Origin of the sequence: Nostoc cf. edaphicum LEGE 07299 (assembly GCF_015207245.1) — a bacterium.
Lineage (GTDB): Bacteria > Cyanobacteriota > Cyanobacteriia > Cyanobacteriales > Nostocaceae > Nostoc > Nostoc edaphicum_B.
Genome location: NZ_JADEXF010000358.1, coordinates 1 through 5090, shown reverse-complemented (window position 1 = coordinate 5090; position 5090 = coordinate 1). Strand labels below are relative to the sequence as shown.

Here is a 5090-nt window from a genome sequence, read left to right as displayed (position 1 = left end):
AAAGTTGCAGGTTTAAGTAGAAGGTCTAAGAAAAAGTTTTAAGTTTAAAAATTGAAGACAACTAATATACGCATTTCTAATTAAGCTATGATTGAGCTAAATCTTCCCAAAAGTAGATAGAGCGGATATCTGTGGGCAATTTGTCCTCTAGCATACGATAGGCTTCCTGGAGAAAATTGGCTACTTCATAAGGAGCGATCGCTTCTCCTTCAGCTTGTAGATAAGCAGCAATTCTAGTTTCGCTCCAATGGAAAGTTTGAGCCATTAACACAATTAATCGTAAAACAGGCGGTAGTTGGTCTAACGCCTGTTGTACATAGCACCATAGCGGCGGTGAAGTTGCTTGCAGAGAATAATGAATTGCTTCTGTGGGTGGTAGTTTAATCTCATTTATACAGAAAGCTGTTATATTAATTAACCAATTCTGCATAGTCAAGGCTTCCTCACCTGATTCAGAGTCACTTAACTTTAGTCCACCGAGTTCGTAATAAATATGTCGCCAGGTAAGGGCAAACAGATAATCTGCTTGCACAGGCGATCGCGCTGAATGCCGAATTAAGGTGTAGACTATGGGACTGTAGCGACAGAAAATCACAGTAAAGTACTTTCCAGCATCTGGATAGCGCTGAAACAGAGTCAGTAATTCATGGTCACTGTGATGGAACAGCGACTTCACTAGTGGGTGATTAGCTTCGGGAAAATGAGGAATTTGCACAAGTCTTGGAGTTGATAGTTGTTAAAATAGTTTTGGGAATTGCACTCCCCTAGTTAATCGCATAATATCTTGGTGTTGCTCAGTTTGTAGATAAGACTCAGACTAGTTGAGTATTGATAAACTAAAAACAAGGACTTAATTTTAGTCTTAATCGACAATCATAAAATCAACTCTCTTAAAGAATCCTTATTTGTTCATGGTTATAGCAGTTAGTGTGATCTCGTTCCTGCTCAGTCCCCTTACTTTAGGCTCCTTTCTGCCTTCCCTGCCCTTAGATAGCCTGTTCTCCACCCAAGGCATTATGGTGATGCTGCTAGCAGCTTACGCTGGTGCCATGTGGATGTTTCTCACCAGTGCCCCAAAAGTACACACTGTAATGGTGTCAGATTTGGAGATTGCCCGACAGTTGTATGAAGGACTGCTAGATTTGCCAGCAGCTGAGGTGCCATTGCACTACTACTACAACTACGAACAAACTATAGGCGCAACTGGCATCGATCCGTTATATATGTCTACTGGGCCGAGCTTGTCTAGCAAAATGATGAATAACACCAACGATGGGCTGTGGTATCAATTGAAGAAAAACACCCAGCTACACGTCATTACTGGTGCGAGTTTAGGTAGCAAGAATCAGCAACGCCACGTTTGTTTTGATCATGACTGCCTGGAAATGATTTTAATGCGAGTCGAAATGCGCGGTTTGAAATTGAAGATTCGTAACCACAAACCCCTGAACTTTTTAGTCAAGGACTACGAAGGGCGAGTGATTGAGGTGGCTGAGGTAGCGAATTAGTAGTTAGTGATTAAATTATTTTAGGTTGGTTGGGTGGAGCGCTCCACCCAATATTTTTGGAATTTAGATTTTGGAATTTAGATTGACTCCCGGCTTGGCTCCTAATTAATGTCCTATTTCCACCCAAGCTAAAATAGGTAAATCCCCTAACTGAGATGATTTATGAACCAGCCGATATCTGAGAGAGTGCGCTGGACTACCGCCGATTTAGAGTTGTTTCCAGATAACGGGAATCGCTATGAAATTATTGACGGAGAATTGTTTGTGACTAAAGCGCCCCACTGGAAGCATCAAAAAACTTGTGTCAGAATTAGCACTTCCTTGGATAACTGGTCACAAACTACTGGTCTGGGAGAAGTTGTGACGGCTCCAGGAATAATTTTTGGTGACAATGATAATGTTATTCCCGATGTTGTCTGGGCTAGCAACGAAAAATTGCCCCTACTTTTAGACGAGGCAGGGCATTTGACTGGTGCGCCAGAACTGGTTATAGAAGTACTATCTGCTGGTAGTGAAAACGAAAAGCGGGACAAAGAACTAAAACTTAAGCTCTACTCATCACGAGGTGTCAGAGAATATTGGATTGTAGATTGGCGCAAGCAACAGGTAGAAGTATATCGACGCGAACAAGCGAGTTTAAAGTTAGTTGCTACGTTATTTAATGGTGATGAATTGAGTTCACCCATATTGCCTGATTTTACTTGTGCGATCGCACAACTATTTAATTAATATAAAATTACGAATTACGAATTACGAATTACGAATTAGTTAATTGTGCTGTAAAAATTCAACTTTGGGTAACAACGGGTCAGTCACAATGCCCACACCGCTAAAACCCCAGCGTTTGAGCAAGTTTCCCAACTGTGTACGCGCAATAGATTCCACCGCAAAGCGATTTGCCACTTCTGCTGCGTGGGTGTTGAGATAGCTAAGGGCGTCAAAGTTTTCTTGAAACAGCAATAAATAACCCGATGTTTCAGGATCGGGACGAGCTATAAGATAGTTCCCGTCAGTTTTTGAGCGCACTAAGTAATAGACATCGGACAGCATTGAGATGAAGTTTGTTGGGGAGAAAAAAGTCCTTCAAATAAAAAACATAGAGGAATATCGCACAACTTTAATTTCCGACTATCCCTCATTGCTTTAATATCAACAATGTAATATTAAATATTTATTTATCCAAATTTGCCACTGACGTAATCTCTGGTATCTTCCTGCTGAGGATTGTTGAAAATTACTTCTGTCGCATCATACTCTACCATATAGCCATTACGGGTTCCTGTTTCTGAAGTCCGAACATTAAAAAAGGCTGTCTTATCAGAAACACGGGCTGCTTGCTGCATATTATGGGTGACAATGACAATAGTATATTGCTCTTTAAGTTCGTGAATCAGTTCTTCAACACGCAAGGTGGAAATGGGGTCAAGAGCGGAGCAAGGTTCATCCATCAGTATAATTTCAGGTTGTACTGCGATCGCACGAGCAATACATAACCGTTGTTGTTGTCCACCAGATAAAGACGAGCCGCTTTGTCGCAACTTATCTTTTACTTCATCCCACAAAGCTGCTTTTCTGAGACTACTTTCTACTAATTCATCCAAATTACCTTTATAGCCGTTGATTTTGGCTCCAAAAGTAATATTGTCATAAATTGATTTGGGAAATGGGTTTGGTCTTTGAAACACCATCCCAATCCGACGACGCACCTCTACAGGATCAATGTCGGATGCATACAAGTTTTTATCGTAAAAAAGTATTTTACCATCTGCCCGAAATGACTCAATCAGGTCATTGAGGCGGTTATAGCATCGCAACAACGTACTTTTACCACAACCAGAAGGCCCGATAAAGGCTGTCACCTGATTTTTTGGAATATCTAGCCAGATATCTTTCAAGGCTAAAAATTTGCCGTAGTAAACATTGAGGTTTTCGGTGCGTAAAACGGTTTGAGTATCGTTGACTGTGCTAATGTTGTTAGCCATAAATTAAATGTAGTATTAGTTTTAGCGATACAAATCCGCTATGTAGATGCTATTTGACTAAGCTTTCTTGCGAGTTACCCAGCGAGCGATGATACTTGTGATTAGAACCATCAATACCAAAATTAAAGATGCTGCCCAAGCTAGTGATTGCCAATTTTTAAACGGAGAAATGGCATATTTGTAAACCAAAACAGCAAGGGAAGCTGTAGGTTCAAATAAGCTACCAGGCCAAAAATTGGAAAACAGCGCGGTAAATAGTAAAGGTGCAGTTTCTCCAGATGCTCTGGCGATCGCAAGGGTTGCCCCAGTTACAATTGCTGGTAGGGCTGCTGGCAAGACTACTTGGCTTACTGTTTGAAAGTTAGTTGCTCCTAGCCCTACAGATGCTTGCCGCAAATCTTGCGATACTAATTGCAGAGCTTCGTCAGTGGTTCGGACAATAATTGGCAACATCAAAATTGACAGGGCAAACCCTCCACCTAAAGCTGAATACGATCCTAAGTTCAACTTTACCAGTGTTAAAACTACAATACCATAGGCAAATACCCCAGCAATAATTGAGGGGACTCCACTCAGGACGTTAGCCGCAAAACGTACCCATCTCGCTACTTGAGCCGAGCTAAATTCTGTTATATAAATCGCTGCTAAAACACCAAACGGAATGCTAATCAGCGCTGCAATTCCTACCATCAGCAACGTGCCCAAGATTGCATTACCAAAGCCTCCTCCCTGTTGTAGAGCTTTGGGTGGTAGTTCAAAAAAGATGCTGGGACTCAAACTGCTAAAGCCTTGAATAATGACGTAAGACAGTACTGCTAGCAAAGGCACAAGTGCCAATACCCCACAGATAAATGCGACAACAGTCATTACAGTATTAAACAATGTCCTTTGAGACATAGGAGCGCGAGTTAGACTGCGCTCTGGAAAACTAGAAGTCATAATTCAACCCAAAACTAAGCTACAGTCGCTTGACTCTCAGAACGATAAACTCGGCCATGATATTGACTACCAGAGTCAAGAAGAATAAAACTAAAGCAGCGTACATTAAAGCCGACACTTGCAAACCACTAGCTTCTGAAAATTGATTTGCTAGTAGAGAAGAAATCGTATTGCCTGGTGCTAACAATGAGATACTAATATTGTTGGAATTACCAATCAACATTGTTACAGCCATTGTTTCTCCCATTGCCCGACCGAGTGCTAACATCACAGCGCTAACTATCCCCGAAAAGGCTGCTGGAATCAGAATTTGCAAAATCGTTTCCCATCGGGTTGCTCCTAGTCCTACAGCGGCTTGACGCAAACTAGAGGGTATAGAAATCAAGGCATCGCGCGAGAGGGCTGTGATGATTGGTAAAGTCATAATTGCTAATATGACTCCTGCTGGCAACATTCCTGGGCCTGTAGGGGGGGTGCTAAAAAATGGTATCCAGCCAAAGTAACTATTGAGCCATTTTCCCAAGTTAGTTAATATAGGCACTAAAACAAAAATACCCCACACGCCGTAGACAACGCTGGGAATAGCTGCGAGCAGTTCTACTGCAAAAACCAGTACTAACTTCACTTTTGCAGGTAAAAAATCCTCGCTTAGTACAATAGC

7 protein-coding genes are annotated in these 5090 nt (G+C 41.7%); 2 read left to right on the top strand and 5 right to left on the bottom strand.

From position 1 onward, the window contains the following. Positions 1 to 85 precede the first annotated feature (85 nt). Entirely contained in the window at positions 86 to 715 is a 630-nt protein-coding gene (locus IQ229_RS12500) for a sigma-70 family RNA polymerase sigma factor (RefSeq protein WP_194044118.1), read from the bottom strand. A gap of 196 nt (positions 716 to 911) precedes the next feature. On the opposite strand from IQ229_RS12500, the gene IQ229_RS12495 reads away from it, so the two are divergent. Both IQ229_RS12495 and IQ229_RS12490 read left to right on the top strand, forming a co-directional pair. After that, positions 912 to 1508, top strand: a complete 597-nt coding sequence (locus tag IQ229_RS12495) for a glyoxalase-like domain protein (RefSeq protein ID WP_194044116.1) — start codon at positions 912 to 914, stop codon at positions 1506 to 1508. Between the two features lie 162 nt (positions 1509 to 1670). After that, positions 1671 to 2237, top strand: a complete 567-nt coding sequence (locus IQ229_RS12490; protein ID WP_194044114.1) for a Uma2 family endonuclease — start codon at positions 1671 to 1673, stop codon at positions 2235 to 2237. A gap of 39 nt (positions 2238 to 2276) precedes the next feature. Here the strand turns inward: IQ229_RS12490 and IQ229_RS12485 are convergent, their stop codons facing one another. The 4 genes from IQ229_RS12485 to pstC all read right to left on the bottom strand — a co-directional run. Further along, positions 2277 to 2558, bottom strand: a complete 282-nt coding sequence (locus IQ229_RS12485) for a hypothetical protein (RefSeq protein WP_194044112.1) — start codon at positions 2556 to 2558, stop codon at positions 2277 to 2279. Positions 2559 to 2683: 125 nt separating this feature from the next. Beyond that, on the bottom strand, positions 2684 to 3490 hold the full coding sequence (pstB, locus tag IQ229_RS12480) for a phosphate ABC transporter ATP-binding protein PstB (protein ID WP_194044111.1): 807 nt from the start codon (positions 3488 to 3490) through the stop codon (positions 2684 to 2686). Between the two features lie 57 nt (positions 3491 to 3547). Continuing rightward, positions 3548 to 4429, bottom strand: a complete 882-nt coding sequence (gene pstA / locus IQ229_RS12475) for a phosphate ABC transporter permease PstA (protein ID WP_194044109.1) — start codon at positions 4427 to 4429, stop codon at positions 3548 to 3550. A gap of 19 nt (positions 4430 to 4448) precedes the next feature. Continuing rightward, on the bottom strand, positions 4449 to 5090 hold a 642-nt coding region (pstC, locus tag IQ229_RS12470), incomplete at its 5' end, for a phosphate ABC transporter permease subunit PstC (RefSeq protein ID WP_194044107.1).

Coding starts and splice junctions, on each gene's coding strand:
- IQ229_RS12495 (WP_194044116.1), top strand. CDS start 912: ATGGTTATAGCAGTTAGTGTGATCTCGTTCCTGCTCAGTCCCCTTACT.
- IQ229_RS12490 (WP_194044114.1), top strand. CDS start 1,671: ATGAACCAGCCGATATCTGAGAGAGTGCGCTGGACTACCGCCGATTTA.
- IQ229_RS12485 (WP_194044112.1), bottom strand. CDS start 2,558: ATGCTGTCCGATGTCTATTACTTAGTGCGCTCAAAAACTGACGGGAAC.
- pstB (WP_194044111.1), bottom strand. CDS start 3,490: ATGGCTAACAACATTAGCACAGTCAACGATACTCAAACCGTTTTACGC.
- pstA (WP_194044109.1), bottom strand. CDS start 4,429: ATGACTTCTAGTTTTCCAGAGCGCAGTCTAACTCGCGCTCCTATGTCT.